Raw genomic sequence first — 22,394 nt, forward strand, 5'->3', positions numbered from 1 at the left:
TTGCCTACGTGGGTCCTTCCCGCACGGGGCTAGGTCCCCCGGCCAAGGACCCCGCTTGCAGCGGAAGCTCCCTCGGGGTTTCGGGTGGCACAGGCCCATCAACCGGTGATGTCGAACCTGGCCAGCTGCTTGGTGTTGCCGGCGCTCTGCAGCTGCAGCAGCTGGGCGTAGATGCCACCGGACTGCGCCAGCTCGGCCGGGGAGCCGATCTCGTCGATGCGCCCGTCGTCCAGGGTGATGATGCGGTCCACGCCCGCGATGGTGGACAGGCGGTGGGCGATGATCAAGGAGCTGCGGCCCCGCATCAGTTCGTCCAGCCCCGCCTGCACCTGCCGTTCGGCCTTGGTGTCCAGGGCGCTGGTGGCCTCGTCCAGCACCAGGATCGGGGCGTCCTTGAGGATCGCCCGGGCCACCGCGATGCGCTGGCGCTGACCGCCCGAGAGGCGCAGTCCGCGCTCGCCGATGATCTGGTCGTAGCCGTCTGCGAAGCGCTCGATGAAGGTGTCGGCGTTGGCGCGGCGGGCGGCGTCGCGGATCTCCTCGTCGGTGGCGCCGGGGCGGCCGTAGGCGATGTTCTCGCGGATGGTGCCGGAGAACAGGGAGGCGTCCTGGAACACCACGCCGATGCGGGAGCGGAGCACGTCCAGGGGCAGCTCGGCCACGTCGTGACCGGCCACCTCGACCCTGCCCTCGCGCGGCTCGTACAGGCCCAGCAGCAGGTTGACGATGGTGGACTTGCCGCCGCCGGACTCCCCTACCAGGGCCACCTTCTCGCCGCGGGAGACTGCGAAGTCGATGGCGTGCAGCACGTCCTGGCCGTCCTCGTACGCGAAGTGCACGTCGCGGAAGGAGATCGCGGGCGCCCCCGCCACGGGCTCGATCGCATGCTCGGCAGGATCCTCACCCGTGGCCAGCAGGCGCGGGTCGACCTCGGTCTCCATCACCCGGAAGTAGTCCTTGGAGCCGGCGATCGCGTGCTGGGCGGTGTCGATCACGAAGCTCATGTTCTGCACCGGCTGGCGGGCCATGGTCATCAGCTGGATCAGCAGCACCATGGTGCCGATGGAGAACTCCCCGGCGGCGGTCTGCCAGAAGATGATCGCGTAGATCCCGAAGAACACGATGTTCAGCACCGCACGGCGGGCCATGTCCATGCCGTGCCAGTGACGGGATTGCTCACGGGTGATGCGGTCGGTGGACCAGAAGCGACGGGTGAAGTCGTCCAGCTCGGCCCTCTCCGCCACGAAGGACTTCACCACGCGGATCTGGCCGATCACCTCGGCGAAGCGACCCGAGGCGATGTCGATCTGCTCGTTCTTCTCGCCCTCCAGGCGCTGCCACTTCACCGACGTCAGCGCGGTCAGCCACACGTACACCGGGAACACGATCAGCAGCAGGGCGGCCAGCGGCCACGCGTACCAGGCGCTGATGGCGAGCACCGCGGCGGTGGTGATCAGCATGGTGGCGAAGGAGTTGGAGAACATCTTCGCGAAGCCCGTGATCTCGGTGATCGAGCGGTTCAGGCGGGCCACCACGGTGCCGGTGATCTCGTTGTCGAACCACCGCTGGGGCAGGTGCAGCAGCTTGTCGTAGTAGCGCACCGAGAGCATGGTGCGCATCCGGTTGCTCATCACGTCGCCGTACCAGCCGCCGATGTTGGAGATGACGGTGGAGGCCAGCTCCGCCAGCAGCAGCGCACCGGCCATCAGCAGGGCGGTGCGCAGCGCCTGCTCGGTGGTGGTCTGCCCACCGATCCCCGCGGCGATCGCATCGGTGGCGTTGCCGATCAGGAACGGCACCGCGAGCCCCGCCACCGCCGTCAGCACGGAGCACAGAATGATGGCGAGGTACAGCGGGGTCAGTTCACGGGTGAAGCGGGCGATGCGCAGGAGGGCGGACACCCCACCAGGGTATGCCCGGGCATCGTCCCTGGCTCGGGCCGCGGGGCCCCGTGTGACCCGTGCGGCACTGCCCGCCGGCCGATGCCCCGCACCCCCGGGGGCCGGGCTGCCGACGGGATGCACGGGGCGGGGCGCGCCGGCTCCGCAGGCTCGAGCAGCGGCCCGGCGGGCCGCCCGCGCGTCAGCCCTCGCTCGCCACGCTGCCGAAGCCGCGCAGGCGCAGGCTGTTGGAGACCACGAACACGCTGGAGAACGCCATCGCGGCACCGGCCAGCATGGGGTTCAGCAGGCCCAGGGCGGCCACCGGGATGGCGGCCGTGTTGTAGGCGAAGGCCCAGAACAGGTTGCCCTTGATGGTGCGCAGGGTGCGGCGCGAGAGGCGGATTGCATCCACGGCGGCCATCAGGTCACCGCGCACCAGGGTGATGTCCGCGGCCTCGATGGCCACATCGGTGCCGGTGCCCATGGCCAGTCCCAGGTCGGCCTGTGCGAGGGCCGGGGCGTCGTTGACGCCGTCGCCCACCATCGCGACGACCTTGCCGTCTGCCTGCAGGCCCTCGATCACGCCCACCTTGTCCTCGGGCATCACCTCGGCGATCACCTCGTCGATGCCCACCTCGGCGGCGACGCGGCGGGCCACGGTCTCGTGGTCACCCGTGAGCAGCACGGGGGTGAGGCCCAGCTCGCGAAGCTGGGCGATGGCCTGGGCGCTGGTGGGCTTGACCTCGTCGGCCACGGTGAGCAGGCCGCGCACCTGGCCGTCCCAGGCCACCAGCACGGCGGTGCGACCATCGCCGCGGGCCTTCTCGAGGGCGGTGGCGAGATCGGCCGGGAGCTCGTCGGCCCCCGGGATGTTGCGGCCCACCTGCACGGTCACGCCGTCCACGGTGCCGCGCACGCCGGAGCCCGCGAGGTTCTGGAAGTCGGTGACCTCCGGAAGACGGCCCAGTTCCTCGGCGGCACCGGCGGCGATGGCGCGGGCGATGGGGTGCTCGCTGGCGGCCTCCACTGCGCCGGCGTGACGCAGCAGGGCGGTGCGGTCGGTGCCGGCGGCGGGGACGACGTCCTGCAGGGTCATGGTGCCGGTGGTGACGGTGCCGGTCTTGTCCAGCACGATGGTGTCCACGCGGCGGGTGCTCTCCAGCACCTCGGGGCCCTTGATCAGCACGCCCATCTGGGCGCCGCGGCCGGTACCGACCAGCAGGGCGGTGGGGGTCGCCAGGCCCAGGGCGCAGGGGCAGGCGATGATCAGCACGGCCACGGCGGCGGTGCCGGCCATCACGGCGCTGCCGCCGAAGACCAGCCAGCCTATGAAGGTCGCGATGGCGATCACGAACACGATCGGCACGAAGATGCCGGAGACGCGGTCGGCCAGGCGCTGGATCTCGGCCTTGCCGGACTGGGCGTCCTCGACCAGCTTGGCCATGCGCGCCAGCTGGGTGTCCGAGCCCACGCGGGTGGCGCGCACCACCAGGCGCCCGCCCTCGTTGACGGTGGCGCCGGTGACCTCGTGGCCCTCCCCCACCTCGACGGGCACGGACTCGCCGGTGAGCATGGACATGTCCACGGCGCTGGAACCGGTCACCACTATGCCGTCGGTGGCGATCTTCTCGCCCGGGCGCACCACGAACTCATCCCCCACGGCGAGCTGCTCCACGGGGATCAGCTGCTCGGCGCCGTCGCGCAGCACCGCAACCTCCTTGGCGCCCATCTCCATCAGGGCGCGCAGGGCAGCGCCGGCCTGGCGCTTGGAGCGCTTCTCGAAGTAGCGGCCCAGCAGCACGAAGGTGATCACCCCGGCGGCGACCTCGAGGTAGATGTTGCTCATCCCGTCGGTGCGCTCGAGGGCGAAGCTGAAGTGGTGGGTGGTGCCGCGATCACCGGCGGTGCCCACGAACAGCGCCAGGATCGACCACAGGAACGCGGCGGTGGTGCCCACCGAGACCAGGGTGTCCATGGTGGCCGCGCCGTGGCGGGCATTGATCCAGGCGGCGCGGTGGAACGGCCAGCCGGCCCACACCACCACGGGAGCGGCGAGCGTGAGGGAGGCGAAGCCCCAGTAGTCGAACTGGAGCGCCGGGATCATCGCCAGCGCGATCACGGGGACCGAGAGGATCGCGGCACCGATCACGCGGTGGCGCAGGCTGCGCAGCTCCGGGTCCTCGGCATCGTGCCCGGTCGCGCCGCTGGTCGCGTCGCTGCGGCCGGCGGTGGCGTTGGCGGGATCGGCCGACGGGTCCGCACCATGACCGGCGGTCGTGCGGGGAGGCGGCGCGGGCAGGGTCGCGGTGTACCCGGTCTTCTCGACCACGGCGATGAGGTCCTCGGCGCTGATGCCCTCGGGCACGCGCACGTTGGCCTTCTCGGTGGCGTAGTTGACGGAGGCCTCGACGCCCTCGAGCTTGTTGAGCTTCTTCTCGATGCGGGCCGCGCAGCTGGCACAGGTCATCCCTCCGACCTCGAGGTCGATCACCTCGAGTGCGGAGAGGGGTTCGGTCGTGTCCGATGTGGTCGCCACGTGTGCCTCCTGGAAGTGCGGCGGTCCTGCGTCGCCTACACCACGAGGATATACCCCCTAGGGGTATCTGTCAGGTGGGGGTGACGGGGTCGGCTCACTCAGTCCGAGCGCGGCCCGACGATGCCCAGCAGCACACCCGCAGATGTCCGCTCCCCCGCCCGTCTGCGGCGCGCGTACCCGGTGGCCAGCGCATACGGCACCAGCATCACGAAGCCCACGGCGCTCAGCAGCAGGATCGCCAGCACCAGCTGGTGGCTGTCCTCCCCCGCTGAGCGTGCCACCAGCAAGGCAGCGGCGATGTTGCGCTGGCTGGAGAGGATCGCGGGGCCGTCCGGCACGGTGAGGGTGGGTCCGGCCAGTTCTCCGGAGACCCGACCGGCCACGAAGGCGAGGATCACCAGCCCTGCTGCAACCAGCAGCGCCGGGGAGAACAGCACCTCCAGCAGCAGGGAGGTGTTGCGGCCGAAGCCGGAGACGAACATCAGCACCGCCGAGACTGCCGCGACAGCCCCCGCCGTCCGGGCGAGGCCGTCGGCCCGGGTGGGGAGCACGGCGCTGATGGCGATGCCGGTGAGCATCGGCAGCAGCATGGTCCCCAGCAGCCGTCGGGCGATCGCCCACGCATCCACCTGCACGTCCTGCAGCAGGAACGGCACCACCAGCGGCATGAACACGATCGAGCCCAGCAGCAGCACCGCCATGGGACCTGCCGATTCGGAATAGGGGATGCGGGCCATCGCTCCCAGCTGCAGCACGAAGGGCGCCCCGGCCGCGCACAGGACGATCACGAACCCCTCGGCGATGTGCGCGGCCATAAGGCCGTTGAGCAGCCAGATCAGCAGGGTACCGACGGCGGGGATCACCACGAAGTTGGCTCCCAGCAGTGCCAGCACGGTGCGGCGGTCGCGCAGCTGGGCGCGGAGACCGCAGAGGGGTGCGCAGGCCCATCGAGAGCATCGACGCGATCGCGAAAGCCGGGACGCTGATCTGGATCATCAGTCCCAGGAGCGATTCGAGCGTGTGCACCGAGGAATCCTACGAGGCCGGCGGTGCGGCGGTCTCACAGCCAGCCGTTGTCGGTGGCGACCCTCACGGCGTCCACGCGGGTGGAGACCTGCAGCTTCCCGATGGCGGAGGAGACGTGGTTGCGCACCGTCCCTTCGCTGAGGAACAGGGACCGGGCGATCACGGCGGTGGAGTCCCCCTGGGCGGCGGCGCGCAGGATTTCCGTCTCCTTCGCGGTCAGCGGGCTGGGGCCGACGGCCAGCGATTGGGCGGCCAGGTCCGGGTCGACCACGCGCAGGCCCTGGTGGACCCTGCGGATCGCATCGACCAGGCGCTCCACGGGGGTGTCCTTGACCATGAAGCCCCGGGCGCCGGCCTCCATGGTGCGGCGCAGGTACCCGGCCCTGCCGAACGTGGTCAGCACGATGATGCGCGGCGGCTGATCCATCGTCCGGTGCAGGTGCCGCGCCACCTCGATGCCGTCCTCGGGCACCGCGCCGTCAGGCACCCCGCCGTCGGGATGAGGGACCTGCGGCAGGGACCCGGCGGGCATCTGCACGTCCAGCAGCAGCACGTCGGGGGTGTGCTCGTGGACCGCGCGGATGGTGTCGGCGCAGTCGGCGGTCTCGGCCACCACCTCGATGTCGGACTCCAGGCGCAGCAGAGCCACCAGTCCGGAGCGCAGGATGTGCTGGTCATCGGCGATGACGAGTCGGATCACAGGGTTTCCTTCGGCGAGCCGGGACGCGGGGAAGCGGGGACGGGGCCCATCGTCGCCGTGACGGTGGTGCCCGCCGGGGAGGACTCCACGGCGAGCGCTCCCCCGGCGTCGGCGACGCGCTGCTCGAGCCCGCGCAGCCCGGTGCGGGCGGTGCCCTCGGGAATCCCCACGCCGTCGTCGCTGATGCTGACCTCGTCCTCCGAGATGGCGATGCGGGCACTCTCGGCGCGGGCGTGGCGCACGATGTTGGTGACCGCCTCCCGGACCACGTAGCCGAACAGCTCCGCGCGATCGTCATCGAGGGTGGGCAGTGCGCTGGGCACCTGGGCGCCGATGCCGACGGCGGCCAGCACGCTGCGGGCGGAGGCGATCTCGGTGGCGGCGCGCACGGTCTGCATGCCGCTGGCCGTGGCGCGCACATCGGCCAGGGACTGGCGCAGGGTGGACTCGATGTGGGCGAGCTGCTCGCGTGCCGCTGCGGGATCGGCGTCCAGCAGGCGCTGGGCGAGCTGGGCGGAGACGGTCGCGGAGGTCAGGGAGTGGCCCAGGATGTCGTGGAGGTCGCGACCGATGCGCTCGCGCTCCGCGGCCACCGCGAGGGCGGCGTTGCGGCGCTCAGCGGCATCGAGCTTCTCCTGCAGCACCTCCTGCTGGATGCCGTGGCCGATGCCCCAGGACATCGCCAGGCCCATCACCGCCAGCACCACCGCGACGTACACGCCGAGCCACGCGGCGATGCCGGCGACCGCCACGCACATCACCACCATCGTGGGCACCGCCCAGCGCCAGGGCAGCAGGATCACGTGGGTCATGGCCTGGAACATCACCATGAACAGCACGTTCTCGCCGATCACGGGGATCAGTGCCAGCACCAGAGCGGTCATCAGGGCGAACCACACCAGCCTCACCGGCTGCGGGTACAGGGCGATGCCGGAGGCGTACACGAACAGCACGCCGTAGACCAGCAGCATCCCGGTGGCGACGGCGGCCCCGATGCCGGGCGCTTGGATCCACGCGAAGACGATCGGCAGGAGCAGGAACACCGTCGGGGGCAGGGAGAAAGGCACCGCTCCGGATTCGACGGCGGCCCGATGGATCTCCGCCGGGTGCAGGGACCGGGCGGGGGCGTCCTCAGCGATGGCGGGGTCGGCGGCCTGCGCCATTCCCGCCCAGCGCGGCCCGGAGGTCTCGTCCGTGGTGTCCATCGCGGTCATTGTCTCAGTGCTCCTCGGGGCGCGGTCGCGTCGTCGCGGCGGGGCCGGGCCGTCTGACGGGCGGGGCCGCGCCATGTCACGGGCGGGGTCGCGCCGTGTCACGGGGGCCGGGTCGTGTCACGTGCGGGTCCGGGTCAGCGGCGGGTGAGGCCGATGGCCTTGGACAGGCTTGCCGCGCACAGCACACCGAGCACCAGGGTCCAGGTGCCGATCACCAGCAGTCCGGTCACGGGCAGGTCCCCGCCGATGAGGGTCCACTCGCCCAGCTGGGCGATCCAGTAGCTGGGCAGCAGGCGCCCGGTGCTCTGCATCCACTCGGGGAACATCTCCAGCGGCATCCACAGCCCGCCGAAGATCGCCAGGGCCATCAGGACCACCACGCCCCCGGCGGAGGCCGCGCCTCCCTTCAGCAGCATTCCCAGCGCGATGCCGATGAGGATGGTGGGCAGCAGGCCCAGCCACAGCACGCCCATGGTGGCCATGAACGAGCCGGCGCCGGCCTGCACCCCGGTGGCCAGCCCGACGAGCCCGACGATCATCAGGGCGGGCACGATCACCACGCTGGCGGCGAGCACGGAGCCCAACAGGAAGGAGCGCGGGGACAGACCGGAGACGATCAGCTGGCGCAGGAAGCCGTTGCGCTGGTCCTCCTGGATCTGGGTGCCAGCGGTGATGGCGGTGCCGAGCCCGCCGTAGGCGGCCATGTTGACCATCACGATGCCGCGGGCGGCGCCGTCGGCCTGGTCGCCGAACATGGTGCCGAACAGGAGGTACATGCCCACTGGCATCGCGATCGAGAAGGCCATGAAGAACACGTTGGTCAGGGTCATGCGGGCGGTGTGCCCGGTGTAGCGCAGAGCGCGGGCGGTGGCGGAGGGCTGGTGGCGTGCCTCGGGAGCGGGGCGCGCGGAGCCGGTGGCAGGGGTATCGCGCCCCGGGCCGGAGGCGGGGGTGGCGGTGAGGTCGGCGGTGGTCATCGTGGATCTCCTCGGGAAATGGGGCGAGCAGGGGAAATGGGGGGCGTGGGAAGGGCGCCGCCGCTCTCAGGCGGCGGTCTCGTCGCTGTGACCAGTGATGTGCATGAAGGCCTCCTCGAGCCCGGGAGCGGTGACCAGCACGTCGTGCACCTGGTCGGCGAGGGGTGAGGTGTACAGGGCGCGCAGAGCCGCGTCGGCGTCGGCGCACACGGCCCGCACCCGGGTGGGGTCGGCCTCGTCGGGGGCCGCGGCCTCGACACCGGGCAGCGAGGCGACGGCTGCGGCGTCGGCCCCGCGCAGGGTGATGATGCGCCCGGCGACCAGGGCGGAGATGGTCTCCGCGCTCCCGTCGGCGACGACGCGGCCGCGGTCCATGACCACCACGCGGGCGGCTTCGCGCTCGGCCTCCTCGAGGTGGTGGGTGGCGAACACGATGGTGCGGCCGGTGGCGGCGACCTCGCGCATGCGGTGCCAGAAGGCGCGGCGGGCCGTGACGTCCATGCCCACCGTGGGCTCGTCCAGCAGCAGCACGTCCGGGTCGCCCAGCAGTGCGATCGCGAAGCGCACCCGCTGGGCCTGCCCTCCGGAGAGCCGGCCAATGCGCCTGCCCATGAGATCGCCGATGTCGGCCTGCTCGACGGCCTGCGCCAGCGGCATGGGGCGGGCCTGCAGGGAGTGCAGCATCGTGAGCATGGAGCGCACGGTCTGGTCCGGCAGCAGGGCGCCGCTCTGCAGCATTGCTCGGATCACGCCGGAGCGGGTGGCGGTGACGGGGTCGGTGCCGTGGATCGCCACGCTCCCGGCATCCGGGGTGGACAGGCCCACCATCATCTCCATGCAGGTGGACTTCCCCGCGCCGTTGGGGCCCAGCAGCGCGAGGATCTCCCCCGGCTCCACGGTGAGGTCCACACCGTCCAGGGCGCGCACCGGGCCGTAGCTCTTGCGCAGGCCGCGCAGGGAGATCGCGGCGGTCTCGGCCGTGGGCTCGGCGGCACGGCTACTGCTGAGGGAATCAGGGGTGGGGGCGAGGGCTGCACTGTTCATGGGGACCAGACTTCCGCCCCGGGCCCCCCGGTCCCAGGCACCGCGGTCACGTCGTGACCATGACGGGTGTCATGGTGCGAGGCTGGGTAGCCTGAATCGGTGCTGATCAGACAGGTGCGAGTGCGCGAACCGGCGGCCGGCGCCGCCGCGGGCTCGGGGGCCGGCGCCGCCGCGGGCTCAGGGGCCGGCACCGCCGCGACCTCCCCGATGAACGTGCACGTCACTGACGTGCGCATCACCGGCGGCGTGATCGTCGAGATCGGTGATCGCCTGGCCCGTCGGTCCGGCGAGGAGGTGCTCGACGGCGGCGGCGCGATCGCGATCCCGGGCCTGTGGGACCAGCACGTGCATTCCAGTCAGCTGGCGCAGGCCCATTCGCGGCTGGACACCACCGGCGCGGGGAGCGCGTCAGCGATCCTGTCCCTGGTGCAGCAGGAGCTGGCCCGGCGGCAGGAGACCGGTCGTTGCCGCGAAGAGGCACTGGTGGGGTTCGGGCACCGGCTGGTGGACCTGGTGGTGCCGCCCACAGTACCGATGCTGGATGAGGTGACCGGTGAGGTGCCCACGGTGCTGATCGGCGGGGACGCCCACCACGCCTGGATGAACTCAGCGGCGCTGCGGGCGCTCGGTGCACCCCCGCGGGACGGGGTGGTGGGCGAGGACGAGTGGTTCGACCTGGTCTCGCTCATGCCCGCCCTCCCCGGGGTCGGGGCGCAGGTCGCCACGGGCATGGCGATGCTGCAGCGTCAGGCCCTTGAACGCGGTGTGGTGGGCCTGGTCGACATGGAATGGGGCCGGGTGTGGGAGACCTGGCAGCGGCTGGGCAGCTCACTGCGGGTGCGCACCGCGGTGTACACGGAGGACCTCGCGTTCGTGCCGGGGCCAACGGGAATGCTGCTGGACGCGCCCGGCCCCGCAGGGGAGAGCCTGGTGGAGATGGGTCCGCTGAAGGTGATCCTGGACGGCGCGCTCGGCTCCCACACTGCCTACACCCGCGAGTCCTACGCCGGTGGGCACGGCCCGGCCGGGCACGGGGTGCTCACCTGGGAGCCGGAGGAGCTGGTGGCCGCGCTGCGCCGTGCGAAGGGCCTGGGCCTGCGCGCCGCGGTGCACGCGATCGGTGACGCGGCTGCCGGGGTGGCGCTGGAGGCGATCGAACGCTCTGGGATCCCGGCCCGAGTGGAGCATGCACAGATGCTGAGCGACCAGGACGTGGCCGCAATGGCTCGCCTCGGGGTGGCCGCTTCGGTGCAACCGGCCCATCTGCTCGATGACCGCGATCCCACCGAGGAGCTGTGGCACGACCGCACCGATCAGGCATACCGCCTGCGGGATCTGCTGGATGCGGGGGTGGAGCTGGTGCTCGGCTCCGACGCCCCGGTGGCGCCGCTGGACCCGTGGCTGGCGATGGCCGCCGCCGTGCACCGCAGCGCCGATGAGCGTGAGGGGTGGCTGCCCCGTCAGCAGCTGCAGCCGCGCGAGGCGCTGGCAGCATCGACTGACGGGGTGGGAGGGTTCGTTGTCGGAGGCAGGGCCGATGTGGTGCTGCTGGAGCAGGACGTGTTCGAGGACGTGCCCCTCGGTGGCGACGGCCTGATGGTCGATGCCGCGGCCCGCGAGGCGGCGCAGCGCCTGCGGGAGGCACGCGTGCTGGCCACGGTGGTGGCAGGGCGGGTCGCGGCGGGCTGAGCCGCCATGACACAGCGACCCCTGAGTTGTGGCTTCCCCCAGTGAGGCTCGAGGGGTGAACAGTTGGCGGTATGCGGGGTGGATTCCGCCAACTGCCGCGACGTCGCCGCGTCGACTCGCGCGGTGGTGTCGACTCGCACGGTGGTGTCGACTCGCACGGTGGCGTCGACACGCACGGTGGCGTCGACTCGCACGGTGCCGTCGACACGCACGGTGGCGTCGACTCGTGTGGTGACGACGCGCGTCGTGACGTCATGGCGATTCACGAAGCCTTCCGGCAGCACGACTAGCATTCTGCGGATGACGCTCGAACTGCGCCCACCCCGCCACGAGGACGAAACTGCGCTGCGTGGCATTCACGCGCAGATGCTGGAGGAGAACTTCGAGTTCCTGCTCGCCGAGGGTGAGGACTGGGGCGCCGTGCTCGAGCAGGTCACGCGCGAGTCCCGAGGCGTCGATCTTCCTCCCGGTCGGGTGCGCGCTGACTTCCTGGTGGCCGAGGTCGACGGCGTCATCGTCGGCCGCACCTCCATCCGCTACGCGCTGACCGACTTCTTGCGCGAGGTCGGTGGTCACGTCGGCTACGCGGTGGCTCCCCCGTTCCGCCGCCGAGGGCATGCCACCGAGATCCTGCGCCAGTCCTTGGCCCACCTGGCACAGGCGGGGGTGGAGCGCGCCCTGGTGACGTGCGATGACGACAACCTCGGTTCGATCCGGACGATCGAGCGATGCGGGGGCGTACTGGAGGACGTACGCAACGCGGGAGCGGACGTGCCGAAGCGGCGCTACCGGATCGATACCGGTGGTTTCATCGTCATGGACGGCATCCGGGGCAGCAGCGATCCCGTGCTGCGTGGGTGATGGCCCTCCTGGCCGAGCACACGGTCTCGCGCCGAGTGGGGCGGCTTCTTCACCGGACGCGCGACCCCGGCCACGACAGCGGCGAGCTTGCCATTGCTTTGTGTACACATAGGTGTCGCGGAGAGAAACGGGGTCAGCCGCGGCGGGCCACGCGCAGCGCCTGCGCGATGAGCACTCCCTGCAGCGGCAGCCTGCCAACGGCGATCGCCCGCATTCTGGGTGGCTTTCTCCGCCAGTCGATCGCCATCTGCACATTGGCGGGGAACACCGCCACGAAAAGCGTCGCCGCGGCCAGGCCGCCCAGCCTCCGGGTGCGGGGCACCGCGATCAGAGCGGCCGTGGCGACCTCGGCCAGGCCGGAGGCATAGGTGTAGGCGCGAGGCGATCCGGGCAGTGCCCGCGGGACGATGCTGTCGAACGGCTCTGGGTGCACGGCGTGCATGATGCCGGCCGCTCCGAGCAGCATCGTCAGGAAGATAGTGGTGCGCGGCGCACCGGGGCGGGAAGGGCTCGCTGGGCCGGGCATGGAACTCCGATGTGTGGGGCGCGGACCTGCCGCTCTGATTGTCGAAGCGTACTGCCTGCGCCCGGAATCACTGCCGTAGCCTTCCTGCATGAGCATCGTCCTGGTCGGCGGCGGCCCGACGTCCACACGGCCCACCACCATCGCCCCCTTCCTGGAGGCCTGCCAGGGCATCACGGGGCACGTCGCCATGCTCAATGCAGGCACCGCCGAGATCGCGGCGCAGTTCGCGTGGGACTACCTGGAGCTGCTCGAGCCCCTCGACGCGGACGTGCGGGTGGTTCCCCTGGACGGCGGCCCGGTGGCCGAGGAGATCCGCACCGCGGGTGCGATCGTGGTCGCCGGTGGTCCCACCCCGCAGTACATGGACTCCCTGCATCCGCATGCCGATCTGCTGCGTGAGCGGGTGAGCGGCGGTGTGCCCTACCTCGGGTTCTCCGCCGGGGCGGCCGTCGCCTCCGCCAACGCCCAGGTGGGCGGGTACCGGCTGCGCGGCATCGAGGTGTGCCCGCAGGAGTGGTCCGAGGGCCTGGACGAGCTCACGTTCCGACCCGGTCTGGGCCTGGTGCCGTGGTCGGTGGATGCGCACGCCGCCCAGGCGGGCACCCTGGGCCGGATCGTCCGCGCCGTCGAGGCGGGACTGTGCGGGGATGCGGTCGCGATCGACGAGGACACCGCCCTGGCGAAGGCCGCGGACGGGTCCGTGAGCGTCACCGGCTCCGGCCAGCTGTGGTGGGTGCGCGCCAGCCGGGGCGGCGTGCAGGTGTCGACGCAGAGTCCCTGAGCCGGTGGCCGCTGTTCTGGTGTCGACATCCTGGCCAAGGATCCTGCCGGTGCGCCGGGACCCCGCACGCGCAGTCGTGCCGTCTCAGCGGGAACGACGCCCGAGATACCACCAGCGGCGACGCTGCCGTGACACCTGATCACCGGCCTGGGGAACGGGCGGTTGTGCTCGATCTGCCTCGGCACGCAGTTCCCGCCACCGGGCCACCGCCTCCTCGGGATCCATCTCGGGGGCGAGCATGCGGGCCATGGGGCTGCGCAGCCGGTCGTCCCGGACCCGCCGCGTGTAGTCCTCGGCGTACTCGCGCGCCTCCAGTTCGGTGGGCAGCACCGCCAAGGTCTCCTCGCGTCGCTCGTACTCGCGGCGCAGTAGCATCACCACCGGCAGCAGAGCGTCGCGGTCCACGTCCTCCTCGTCGATGCGCTGCTTGATCCACCAGTCCGGGTCGTGCCGCGAGGGCAGGCGCAGGGGCTTGCCGGCGAGCGCGAGGTCGTCGAAGTCCCCGCGGGCGATCGCGGCATCGACCGGGTCCTCGGACCGGAACGGGTCCGGGTCCTCGGGCCGGAACGGGTCACCGGACGTCACGGAAGCGCCACCACCCAGCAGGCTCAGGCCACCGTGCCGGTGCCGCCGTCGGGGTCGAGGTGCCCGGCGCCGCCGCTCTCGGCGAGCTTCGCGAGCCGGTCGATCGAGGCCATCAGCATCTCGGCGGTGGTGGAGCGGGCCCTGTCGAAGCGGCTCTCGTCGGTCAGCTGGGACCAGTCGTAGGTGTGCTCCACCACGGTCATGTCGTCCGCGAGCGGGGTGAGGCGCCAGCCCCAGCGGTGGCCGGCCGGCTGCTCCCCCTCGGAGGCGGGCATCCAGGCGATCTCGCGGCCCTCCTCGAAGGCGACCACGTGGTTCTCGCGCACCTTGCCCTTGGTGAGGGTCATCGCGAACACGTCGCCGACGGCGTGGACACGCTGCCCCTCGGCGGCGTCACGCAGGTTGTCGTTGCCGTCCCAGCGGGGCTGCTGGGACGGGTCGGCGATCAGCTCGAAGATGCGCACGGCAGGAGCGTTGATCTCACGGGAGGCGGTGACCACGCGGGACTGGGCGTCATCGGATGCGGCGGGGGCGATGTTCTCGCTCATGCACCCATCGTGGCACCGGACCGTGCGGATCGCGACCATCGGCATGATGTACAGGAGCGCGGCCAGCAGCGCCCTCGGCGAGGTGCGGGCCCCGAGCCCCGACCGGGAGGCACCTGCTCAGGTGAGGCCGATCGCAGTCTCGTGCTGCACTCGCGGCAGCAGCCCGTCGGAGAGGTCAGGACGGCCCTGGAGGGCGATCTCGCGGAAGGCGCTCCGGTACCCCAGCCGCTCGTTGATCTCGATCATCCACGGGTTCACATGCGAGTTGAAGGTGATCAGGGACCGCACCTCCGGCAGCTCACTGCTCAGCAGGCGGTGGGTGGCGACCTTGAGGGCGAGGCCCAGGCCATGGCCACGGTGCTCCGGCATGATCAGGGTGTTCTCCTGCCAGGCGATGGTGGTGCCGGGCGCAGTCTGGACGTGCACCTCGGAGTTGCCGACGATGGAGCCGTCCGGTGCCACGGCCACGGCGGTCAGGGCACGCCCGCCGCTCTCGCGTCGGCGCTGCTCCATGAGGCGGATCCGTTCGGGGGTGTACTCGGCCGGTTCTTCCTCGATGTCCTCGTCGGGCTCATCGAGCGCCATCTGCCGCAGCAGCTGCCCGTAGGCCCCCAGGTGCTCCTGGGGCACCTGGTCCTGCCACAGCTCGATGCGGTACCCGCCCCGCTTCTGCCGGGACTCCTCCTCGAGCTCATCGAGCAGGGAGTCCTCGACCGGCAGTGGCAGCAGCCGGCACACGGAGACATTCCTGCGGCTCAGGCCCAGGCGAGCCGCGAGACGGTTCACGGGCAGCGCAGGATCGTCGACCTCGCCGTGGGCGGGGATCTCTCCCCATGCGGTGACGAGCGTGCGGCCCGAGCCGTGGATCGCCGGCGCCAGGGCCTGATCCAGCATCGCCGTGGCGATCCCCTGCCCGCGGAAGGCGGGATGGGTGGTGATGCCCAGGTGCACCGTCTCCAGGTTCTCCGTCAGGGGGAACAGGAGCGAGGCGGTGCCCACCACGCTGCTGCCGCCGGCCATCTGCTCCACCAGGGCGATGTACCGCTGCTGCCGCCAGTACGGGGTGTCGCGGTACAGGGTGCGCATCTGGTCAAGGGTCTGCTCCTCGTGGCCGCCGTAGCTGGCGTCGTCGGAGGCTGTGCTGACGGCCCGGTACTGCTCCAGCTCCGTGTCGGAGGAGAGGTCCAGGGGGCGGATCGTGATGTGCATGGGGGAAGTCGACCACGGCGGGCCCGCCGTGTGCACGCCAATTTCTCCCCACCCGCCTGGCACAATCGCGACATGCACACTGCGAGCCCCGGGTATGCCCGCCTGCTGTCCCCGCTGGACCTGGGGCGGTTCGAGGTGCGCAACCGCATCGTGATGGGCTCGATGCACGTCGGTCTGGAGGACTCCCCCGCCGATGCCGAGAAGCTCGCGGCCTACCTGGCCGAACGCGCCCGTGGCGGCGCGGGGCTGATCGTCACCGGCGGCTACTCCCCCAATCGCACCGGCCGCCTCACCCCGCGCGGTGCCGAGGCCGACGAGCGCACCATGGAGCGCCACCGGGTGATCACCCGCGAGGTCCACGAGGCCGATGGCCGCATCCTGCTGCAGCTGCTGCACGCCGGCCGCTACGCCTTCCATCCGCTGGCGGCCTCCGCGCAGGCCGGCCGCTCGCCCCTGTCGCCCTTCCGCGCGCGCCGCCTCACCCGGCGAGGCGTGCAGCGCACCGTCGAGGACTTCGCCTCCGCCGCGGCCCGTGCCGTGGAGGCGGGCTATGACGGGGTGGAGCTGATGGGATCGGAGGGGTACCTGCTGAACCAGTTCCTTGCCCCGGCCACCAACCGTCGCCGCGACCGGTGGGGCCGCGGCGCGGAGGCCCGTCGGACCTTCCCGCTGGCGGTGGCTCAGGCCGTGCGCGAGGCGATCGGGCCGGACGCCCTGCTGAGCTACCGCATCTCCCTGCTGGACCTGGTGCCGGGGGGGCAGGACTGGGTGGAGACCATGGTGCTGGCTCGCGGCCTGGTGGAGCGCGGCGTCGATGTGCTGTCCACCGGCATCGGCTGGCACGAGTCGAGGGTGCCCACCATCGTCACCTCCGTCCCGCGGGCCGCGTTCGCACCGCTCACCGAGCGGCTGCGAATGAACGTGGATGTGCCGGTGATCGCCTCCAACCGGATCCACGACCCCGCGGTGGCCGAGCAGGTGCTGGCCGCCGGTCAGGCGGATCTGATCTCCATGGCGCGCCCGCTGCTGGCCGATCCGCACCTGCCGCGGAAGCTGACCGAGGGCAGGGCCTCCCAGGTCGTGCCGTGCATCGCCTGCAACCAGGCCTGCCTGGACAGAGTGTTCGACGGCAAGCGGGCCAGCTGCCTGATGAACCCGCGCGCCGGCCGGGAGACGGAACTGGTGCTCACCCCGGTGCTGCAGCGCCGGCAGCGGAAGGTCGCGGTGGTGGGGGCCGGCCCGGCGGGTCTGGAGGCCGCTCTGGCGGCGGCGGAGCGCGGGCACGTGGTCACCCTGTTCGAGGCCACTGACGAGCTGGGCGGCCAGCTGCGGATGGCGGCCCGTATCCCTGGCAAGGAGGACTACGCCCAGGCCCTGCGCTCCTGGCCCACGCGCCTGGCGGCGGCGGGGGTGGGGATCCGGCTCGGGGTGCGCCCCTCGGCGCAGGACCTGCTGGGCTTCCACGACGTCGTGATCGCCACCGGGGTGCTGCCGCGCGAGGTGGACCTGCCCGGGTTCGCCACGACCCCCGATGGATCAGGCCCCGCCGCCGCTGCCGGCGGGCCGGATGTCCACGCCGCTGGCGACCGCGCCGGTGCGGACACGGCTCCCACCGGCCCGCACGTGATCACCTACGCGGACCTGCTGGAGGGCCGCGCGGAGCCCGGCGAGCGCGTGGCCATCATCGGGGCGGGGGGCATCGGCGTGGACGTGGCCCAGTACCTCTCGGCCCCGCAGCCCTCCCCCACCCTCGATGCGCAGGCATGGAAAAGGCATTGGGGCGTGGCCGATCCGGCCGACCACCGCGGTGGCATCCTGCCCCGGCTCTCCGCACCCTGTCCCAGGCCCGGTTCCGGTTCCGGTTCCGACGGGGCCGTGCCGCAGCCCGACCAGCCGGCCCTGGACGTGCCGGCCGACGGTCGACGGGCACGAGTGGTGCACCTGCTGCAGCGCAAGGACACCAAGATCGGGGCGGGCCTGGGCCGCACCACCGGCTGGGTGCACCGGGCGGAGCTGCGCCGCGCCGGGGTCGTCCAGCACACGGGCGTGGCCTACCAGCGCATCGATGAGCAGGGGCTGCATGTCCGAGTGGGTGACCAGGAGCAACTGATCGAGGTGGACACCGTGGTGATCTGCGCGGGGCAGGTATCGGAGCGCTCCTTGGCCGATGAGCTGCTGCAGGCGCGCTCCGGCCGCTCCCCCCGCGTGCACGTGGTGGGTGGGGCCGATGTGGCCGCCGAGCTGGACGCCGAGCGCGCCATCCGGCAGGCCGTGGAGACCGTGGCGGGCATCTGATGCTCTCGCAGCCGGTCCCCGATCCCCGGTTCGCCACTGCCCCGGCACGTCTGGGGGACGAGCTGCGCGGCACCCGGCTGCTGGGGCTCTGGGGCGGGCTGGTGGGCATCGCTCTGGTGCTCTCCCTGGCCGTCCCGGTCATCGCCACCATCGTGATGGGCGTGTGGGGCGACGAACTGGCAGGGCCGCCCGACGGGGACATGTTCCACGGGGCCGAGGTATTCTTCGGCTGGCTGCTGACCAGCCTGGCGGGTCTGGCCCTGATCTCCGTGCTCGCCATGGCCGCCCTCACCCTGGACATCCTGATGCTGGTGCGTCTGGACCGGTTGCGCACCCTGCGCGCGCAGCGCGTGGCACCGCTGGGCTGGTCGCTGCTGGCCGGCACCGGTGTCATCTCCACCCCGGTGCTGGGGGTGCTGCTGTTCGCACCGGTGCGGGTCTTCGGGCCCGGCACCGCCACCATGGTGTCCCTGGTGGTGCTGTTCGTGCTGATGGGGCTGCTGCCGATCGCGGGGCGGGTGGCCGAGATGGTCACCTCCCACGGGGTACGACTGCCCGCTGATCCGGGCCCTTGCCCGCCCGGTCCCTAGACTGGCCGCATGCCTCGCGTGCTGCACACCGCCCAGGCGCTCGTGGACGTGATCCTCGAGGTGCCCGCCCTGCCGCCGCGCGGCGGGAACGTCAACGCCACCAGCGAGCAGCGCTACGCCGGGGGCGCGGTGACCATCCTGGTGGCCGCCGCCCGTACCGGTGCGCAGGCCGCCCACGGGGGCGCGCACGGCACCGGCCCCAACGGTGACCTGGTGCGCAGCGTGCTGGAGGAGGCGGGCGTGCAGGTCTCCGACGAGCCCCGTCCCGACGACGACACCGGCTACTGCGTGGTGCTGCTGGAGCCGACGGCCGAGCGCAGCTTCCTGACGGTCTACGGAGCCGAGCGCTCCGTCACCGCCGCATCCCTGGCCCGGCTGGATCCGCAGCCCGGGGACCTGCTGTGCATCTCCGGGTACACCCTGTTCGAGCCCACCCGGGGGCCGCTGCTGGAGTTCCTGGACACCGTGCCGCGCGGGGTCGAGGTGGTGCTGGATCCCGGGGAGCCCTTCGCGTCCTTCCCCACCGAGGTGCAGGACCGGGTGCTGGAGCGCACCACCGTGTGGACCTCCAACGCGGATGAGGCGCGCGCGTTCACGGGTCTGGATTCCCTGCAGGACACCCCGGAGGCGCTGCGCCGGCGCATCGGCCAGCGCGCGGTGGTGGTGGTGCGGGACGGCTCCCGCGGGTGCATCGTGTTCCACCACGGCCGGGGCACGCACATCCCGGCGTTCCCGCAGAAGGCGGTGGACACCAACGGTGCCGGGGACACCCACACCGGGGTGATGCTGGCCGAACGGGCCCTGGGCGCCGATTGGGAGTCGGCCGCCACGCGCGCCAACGCCGCCGCGGCGATCGCGGTGACCCGCCGCGGCCCCCAGAGCGCCCCCACGCGCGCCGAGGTGGACGAGTTCCTGGCCTGAGCCGCAGGGCGCACGCCGCCTTGATAGCGTGGCTCACACCCGCTCACTCCTCAGAAAAGGACCCTCATGGACGGCTTCGTCCTCTTCCTCGTCATCGTCGTGGTCGCCGTCGTCGGCCTCGCGATCCTCGCGGCCCTGCTGTTCGGCGGCCTGCGCACCTCGCTCATGTTCACCGTGCACACCCAGGAGAACGTGATCGTGGAGCGCTTCGGCAAGTTCCGCCGCGTGGCCCGGCCCGGCCTGAACTTCAAGGCGCCGTTCATCGACAACATCACCCGCCCGATCTCCCTGCGCATCCAGCAGCTGGAGGTGAACATCGAGTCCAAGACCAAGGACAACGTGTTCGTCACCGTGCCGGTGGCCGTGCAGTACGTGATCAAGGAGGAGCAGGTCGTCGATGCGTACTACCGCCTCTCCAACCCCGAGGCGCAGATCCGCTCCTACGTGTTCGACACCGTGCGCTCGGCCCTGTCGGGCCTGGAGCTGGACGCCGCCTTCGAGTCCAAGGACGACATCGCCCGCTCCGTGGAGCAGACCCTCTCCGCCCGCATGCAGGAGTTCGGCTTCAACATCGTCAACACCCTCGTGCAGGACATCTCCCCCGACTCGCGCGTGCGCGACTCGATGAACTCCATCAACGCCGCCCAGCGCGACCGCGTGGCCGCACAGTCCCTGGCCGAGGCCGACAAGATCAAGCGCGTCACCCAGGCCGAGGCCGAGGCCGAGTCCAAGCGCCTGCAGGGTGAGGGTGTGGCCGCCCAGCGCAAGGCCATCGCCATGGGCATCGCCGAGCAGTACGAGATGCTGCGCAAGGTGGGCATCGAGCACTCCGCCGAGCAGCTGCTGCTGATGACGCAGTACTTCGACACCATGCAGGATGTGGCCCGCAACGGCCGTTCCAACGTGCTGTTCCTGCCCTCCAACCCGGGCACCGTGGGCACCATGGGCGATGAGATCCGCAACGCCATGCTGCAGGCCCAGGCCGCGCAAGAGGCCGACGCGGACGCCGACACCTCGGATGCCGATGGCCGCCGTCGGGCGGAGGAGCGCCGCCGCAGCCAGGAGAAGGACCGCGCCGCCCGCGCCCGCCGCGAGGCCCAGCAGCGGGAGGAGAGCGCCCGCCGTCAGGCACAGCAGGCCGCGCAGCCGCTGGCCCCCGGGGACGTCCCGCCGTGGGCACAGCCCGGAAGCGCGAACTGATCGATCGGCACGGGCCGGTCCCTGCGGGGGCCGGCCCGTCCTGTCGCCCGCGCCTGCCCTGCCGCCCGCGCCCGTCCTGTCGCCCGCGCCTGCCCTGTCGCCCGCGCCTGCCCTGTCGCCCGCCCCCGTCGGCCGCTGACACCCGTCGCGCCCCCGCACGCCCTCCCCACCCCCTTCTCGCCCACCCGGAGCTGCCCCATGGACCAGAGCACGGCCCCCACCGCCCAGAAAGACGAGACTCCATGGCGCCCGAACATCATCCTGGTGTGCGTGGACGAGATGCGGGCCGACGCCTTCGGGGCGGACGGCAACGAGCACATCGACACCCCGAACCTCGATGAACTCGCCCGCCGAGGCTATCGGTTCACCCGGGCCTACTCCGCCACCCCCACCTGCGTGCCGGCGCGGGTGGCGATGTTCACCGGGAAGTCCCCGCACCTGCACGGCCGCTACGGGTACCGCGACGGCATCGACTTCCCCTCCCTGTACCCGGTGACGCTGCAATCCACGCTGCGGGAGGCCGGGTACCAGGCGTTCGGGGTGGGCAAGATGCACGTGTTCCCCGAACGGGCCCGCTGCGGTTTCGACGACGTGCTGCTGCACGACGGGTTCATGCACATCTCCCGCACCCTGGCCCGCGGCACCCGCGGGGCGATCGACGACTACGTGGACTTCCTGCGGAGGGAGACCGGGGACCCGCGGGCGGACTACCAGGAGACGGGCCTGGGCTGCAACGCGATCACCGCCCGCCCCTGGGAGCGGGAGGAGCGCCTGCACCCCACCCGCTGGGTGGCCGACGAGTCCATGCGCTTCATCGAGCGGCGCGACCCCAGCCGTCCCTTCTTCCTGTACATGTCCTTCCATCGTCCGCACGCGCCCTTCGACCCGCCCCGCTGGCTGTGGGACAAGTACGTGGACCGCGCCCGGTCCGGGGAGCTTCCCGAGCGGGCCTATGGCGACTGGGTGGGCCACTTCGACCAGCAGCGTGACGATTACGGGATCGGCGCGCAGTTCGGTGCGCAGAAGGACTCCACCCACCAGCAGGTCAAGGCCGGCTACTACGGCAGCATCGAGTTCATCGACCATCAGCTGAACCGGTTGAACGAGACCCTCTCGGACCATGGCCTGCTGCAGGACACCGTGATCCTGTTCGTCTCCGACCACGGCGACATGATGGGCGACCACGACATGTACCAGAAGGCCGTGGGCTACGAGGGCTCGGCGCGGATCCCCTTCGTGCTGCACCTGCCGCCGCGGCTGCGGGAGCAGTGGGGCCCGGGTGGGGAGTTCGACGCGATCGTGGAGCTGCGCGACGTGATGCCCACCCTGCTGGACCTGGCCGGCGTGGAGGTGCCCGAGGGCGTGGACGGCATCAGCGTGCGCGAGGCCATCAGCGAGCGCACCCCGCTGCGGGACCATCTGCAGGGCGAGCACACCATCGTCGCCTTGGGCAACCACTCCATGCAGTGGATCCGCTCGGAGCGCTTCAAGTACATCTGGTTCTCCGGCGACGGCCACGAGCAGCTGTTCGATCTCGAGGCCGATCCCCGCGAGCTGCACGACCTGGCCACAGATCCTGATCATGCGGGCGAGCTGGAGCGCCACCGGGCCCTGCTCGTCGAGCACCTGCGCGACCGTGAGGAGGGCTTCGTCGACGGTGAGAGCCTGGTGCCCGGTCGCCGGATCCAGTCCGAGGCCTCCTGGGTGCGCGAGCACGCCCTGGCCTGAGCACGTGCACCCCCGACGAGGCCGGCCCGCCTGCCCACGACCGGGTCCAGTGGCGGTGGTGGCGCGGCTCGAAGGGGCCGT

The 22,394-nt window shown here is 71.7% G+C and carries 19 protein-coding genes; 8 read left to right on the forward strand and 11 right to left on the reverse strand.

The window, feature by feature from the left end:
• Positions 1–98: 98 nt before the first annotated feature.
• The 7 genes from M3B01_RS01015 to M3B01_RS01045 form a co-directional block, all read right to left on the reverse strand.
• Positions 99–1,901 (reverse strand): ABC transporter ATP-binding protein, encoded by a 1,803-nt coding sequence (locus tag M3B01_RS01015; protein WP_259788981.1) that lies wholly within the window; start codon positions 1,899–1,901, stop codon positions 99–101.
• Positions 1,902–2,082: 181 nt separating this feature from the next.
• On the reverse strand, positions 2,083–4,350 hold the full coding sequence (locus M3B01_RS01020; RefSeq protein WP_259789048.1) for a cation-translocating P-type ATPase: 2,268 nt from the start codon (positions 4,348–4,350) through the stop codon (positions 2,083–2,085).
• 167 nt (positions 4,351–4,517) lie between these two features.
• Complete coding sequence (locus tag M3B01_RS01025; RefSeq protein ID WP_259788982.1) at positions 4,518–5,312, reverse strand: Na+-dependent transporter; 795 nt, start codon at positions 5,310–5,312, stop codon at positions 4,518–4,520.
• 167 nt (positions 5,313–5,479) lie between these two features.
• Positions 5,480–6,145 carry a response regulator transcription factor gene (locus M3B01_RS01030; RefSeq protein WP_259788983.1) on the reverse strand — a complete coding sequence of 222 codons (666 nt, stop codon included), beginning with the start codon at positions 6,143–6,145 and terminating at the stop codon, positions 5,480–5,482.
• On the reverse strand, positions 6,142–7,350 hold the full coding sequence (locus tag M3B01_RS01035; RefSeq protein WP_259788984.1) for a sensor histidine kinase: 1,209 nt from the start codon (positions 7,348–7,350) through the stop codon (positions 6,142–6,144). The genes M3B01_RS01030 and M3B01_RS01035 overlap by 4 nt, the downstream gene beginning before the upstream one ends.
• A gap of 143 nt (positions 7,351–7,493) precedes the next feature.
• Positions 7,494–8,336 carry an ABC transporter permease gene (locus M3B01_RS01040; RefSeq protein WP_259788985.1) on the reverse strand — a complete coding sequence of 281 codons (843 nt, stop codon included), beginning with the start codon at positions 8,334–8,336 and terminating at the stop codon, positions 7,494–7,496.
• Positions 8,337–8,402: 66 nt separating this feature from the next.
• A complete protein-coding gene (locus tag M3B01_RS01045) occupies positions 8,403–9,380 on the reverse strand; it encodes an ABC transporter ATP-binding protein (RefSeq protein WP_259788986.1) in 978 nt (325 codons plus the stop codon).
• 99 nt (positions 9,381–9,479) lie between these two features.
• Between M3B01_RS01045 and M3B01_RS01050 the strand changes: the two genes are divergently transcribed.
• Together M3B01_RS01050 and M3B01_RS01055 are read left to right on the forward strand one after the other, a co-directional pair.
• Positions 9,480–11,069 carry an amidohydrolase gene (locus tag M3B01_RS01050; protein WP_259788988.1) on the forward strand — a complete coding sequence of 530 codons (1,590 nt, stop codon included), beginning with the start codon at positions 9,480–9,482 and terminating at the stop codon, positions 11,067–11,069.
• A 78-nt stretch (positions 11,070–11,147) separates the two neighbouring features.
• Positions 11,148–11,930, forward strand: coding sequence for a GNAT family N-acetyltransferase (locus M3B01_RS01055; RefSeq protein ID WP_259788990.1), 783 nt, complete (start codon positions 11,148–11,150; stop codon positions 11,928–11,930).
• A gap of 133 nt (positions 11,931–12,063) precedes the next feature.
• Here the strand turns inward: M3B01_RS01055 and M3B01_RS01060 are convergent, their stop codons facing one another.
• Complete coding sequence (locus M3B01_RS01060; RefSeq protein WP_259788991.1) at positions 12,064–12,396, reverse strand: hypothetical protein; 333 nt, start codon at positions 12,394–12,396, stop codon at positions 12,064–12,066.
• A 148-nt stretch (positions 12,397–12,544) separates the two neighbouring features.
• On the opposite strand from M3B01_RS01060, the gene M3B01_RS01065 reads away from it, so the two are divergent.
• A complete protein-coding gene (locus M3B01_RS01065) occupies positions 12,545–13,237 on the forward strand; it encodes a Type 1 glutamine amidotransferase-like domain-containing protein (protein WP_259788992.1) in 693 nt (230 codons plus the stop codon).
• 84 nt (positions 13,238–13,321) lie between these two features.
• On the opposite strand, the gene M3B01_RS01070 is transcribed toward M3B01_RS01065, so the two are convergent.
• The 3 genes from M3B01_RS01070 to M3B01_RS01080 form a co-directional block, all read right to left on the reverse strand.
• Positions 13,322–13,822, reverse strand: a complete 501-nt coding sequence (locus tag M3B01_RS01070) for a DUF1992 domain-containing protein (RefSeq protein ID WP_259788993.1) — start codon at positions 13,820–13,822, stop codon at positions 13,322–13,324.
• A gap of 23 nt (positions 13,823–13,845) precedes the next feature.
• Positions 13,846–14,370 (reverse strand): SRPBCC family protein, encoded by a 525-nt coding sequence (locus tag M3B01_RS01075; RefSeq protein ID WP_259788994.1) that lies wholly within the window; start codon positions 14,368–14,370, stop codon positions 13,846–13,848.
• Positions 14,371–14,487: 117 nt separating this feature from the next.
• Positions 14,488–15,579, reverse strand: coding sequence for a GNAT family N-acetyltransferase (locus M3B01_RS01080; protein WP_259788995.1), 1,092 nt, complete (start codon positions 15,577–15,579; stop codon positions 14,488–14,490).
• Positions 15,580–15,651: 72 nt separating this feature from the next.
• Here M3B01_RS01080 and M3B01_RS01085 point away from each other — a divergent pair, with 72 nt between their 5' ends.
• From M3B01_RS01085 to M3B01_RS01105, 5 genes are all read left to right on the forward strand, one after another.
• A complete protein-coding gene (locus M3B01_RS01085) occupies positions 15,652–17,874 on the forward strand; it encodes an NADPH-dependent 2,4-dienoyl-CoA reductase (RefSeq protein WP_259788998.1) in 2,223 nt (740 codons plus the stop codon).
• Positions 17,874–18,464, forward strand: coding sequence for a hypothetical protein (locus M3B01_RS01090; RefSeq protein WP_259789000.1), 591 nt, complete (start codon positions 17,874–17,876; stop codon positions 18,462–18,464). The genes M3B01_RS01085 and M3B01_RS01090 overlap by 1 nt, the downstream gene beginning before the upstream one ends.
• 9 nt (positions 18,465–18,473) lie before the next feature.
• On the forward strand, positions 18,474–19,385 hold the full coding sequence (locus M3B01_RS01095) for a PfkB family carbohydrate kinase (protein WP_259789002.1): 912 nt from the start codon (positions 18,474–18,476) through the stop codon (positions 19,383–19,385).
• Positions 19,386–19,451: 66 nt separating this feature from the next.
• Positions 19,452–20,585, forward strand: coding sequence for an SPFH domain-containing protein (locus M3B01_RS01100; protein WP_259789004.1), 1,134 nt, complete (start codon positions 19,452–19,454; stop codon positions 20,583–20,585).
• A 198-nt stretch (positions 20,586–20,783) separates the two neighbouring features.
• Positions 20,784–22,313 (forward strand): arylsulfatase, encoded by a 1,530-nt coding sequence (locus M3B01_RS01105; protein WP_259789006.1) that lies wholly within the window; start codon positions 20,784–20,786, stop codon positions 22,311–22,313.
• The last annotated feature ends 81 nt before the right edge of the window (positions 22,314–22,394 follow it).

Origin of the sequence: Brachybacterium sp. p3-SID957, from assembly GCF_025144775.1 — a bacterium.
In the GTDB taxonomy this organism is placed as follows: domain Bacteria; phylum Actinomycetota; class Actinomycetes; order Actinomycetales; family Dermabacteraceae; genus Brachybacterium; species Brachybacterium epidermidis.

Excerpts from the sequence above, each read along its gene's own strand:
- M3B01_RS01020 (WP_259789048.1), bottom strand. The coding sequence starts at position 4,350 with ATGACCTGTGCCAGCTGCGCGGCCCGCATCGAGAAGAAGCTCAACAAG.
- M3B01_RS01035 (WP_259788984.1), bottom strand. The coding sequence starts at position 7,350 with ATGGACACCACGGACGAGACCTCCGGGCCGCGCTGGGCGGGAATGGCG.
- M3B01_RS01040 (WP_259788985.1), bottom strand. The coding sequence starts at position 8,336 with ATGACCACCGCCGACCTCACCGCCACCCCCGCCTCCGGCCCGGGGCGC.
- M3B01_RS01045 (WP_259788986.1), bottom strand. The coding sequence starts at position 9,380 with ATGAACAGTGCAGCCCTCGCCCCCACCCCTGATTCCCTCAGCAGTAGC.
- M3B01_RS01060 (WP_259788991.1), bottom strand. The coding sequence starts at position 12,396 with ATGCTGCTCGGAGCGGCCGGCATCATGCACGCCGTGCACCCAGAGCCG.
- M3B01_RS01065 (WP_259788992.1), top strand. The coding sequence starts at position 12,545 with ATGAGCATCGTCCTGGTCGGCGGCGGCCCGACGTCCACACGGCCCACC.
- M3B01_RS01075 (WP_259788994.1), bottom strand. The coding sequence starts at position 14,370 with ATGAGCGAGAACATCGCCCCCGCCGCATCCGATGACGCCCAGTCCCGC.
- M3B01_RS01080 (WP_259788995.1), bottom strand. The coding sequence starts at position 15,579 with ATGCACATCACGATCCGCCCCCTGGACCTCTCCTCCGACACGGAGCTG.
- M3B01_RS01085 (WP_259788998.1), top strand. The coding sequence starts at position 15,652 with ATGCACACTGCGAGCCCCGGGTATGCCCGCCTGCTGTCCCCGCTGGAC.
- M3B01_RS01090 (WP_259789000.1), top strand. The coding sequence starts at position 17,874 with ATGCTCTCGCAGCCGGTCCCCGATCCCCGGTTCGCCACTGCCCCGGCA.
- M3B01_RS01095 (WP_259789002.1), top strand. The coding sequence starts at position 18,474 with ATGCCTCGCGTGCTGCACACCGCCCAGGCGCTCGTGGACGTGATCCTC.
- M3B01_RS01100 (WP_259789004.1), top strand. The coding sequence starts at position 19,452 with ATGGACGGCTTCGTCCTCTTCCTCGTCATCGTCGTGGTCGCCGTCGTC.
- M3B01_RS01105 (WP_259789006.1), top strand. The coding sequence starts at position 20,784 with ATGGACCAGAGCACGGCCCCCACCGCCCAGAAAGACGAGACTCCATGG.